Source organism: Seonamhaeicola marinus, assembly GCF_008085455.1.
In genome coordinates, this window is the sequence record NZ_VSDQ01000216.1 from 1 (window position 1) to 280 (window position 280).

1 pseudogene is annotated in these 280 nt (G+C 36.8%); it reads right to left on the minus strand.

Features of this window, described 5'->3' with window-relative positions:
- Positions 1-280, minus strand: a pseudogene (locus FUA24_RS03095) (iron-containing alcohol dehydrogenase); the annotation flags it as partial.

Below are 280 nucleotides of genomic sequence, written 5' to 3' on the forward strand. Positions count from 1 at the left end.
ATTTTTCTTTCTTAGCTTCAAAATTATACTTGTAATGGCTTGGTGTAATTACTGCTAATGTTCTGGCGTGATCAATACCAAATAAAGCGGTTAATTCGTGTCCCATCATATGGATGGCCCAGTCACCAGGAACACCTTGTTGTATAAGTCCGTTTAACGCCATAGTACAACTCCACATAAAGTTAGAAGCCGCTTTAAAATCTGTTGGGTCTTCTAATACTTTTGGTGCAACGTCTATTAAGGTTTGCATAATACTTTCGGCAAATCTATCTTGTAATAA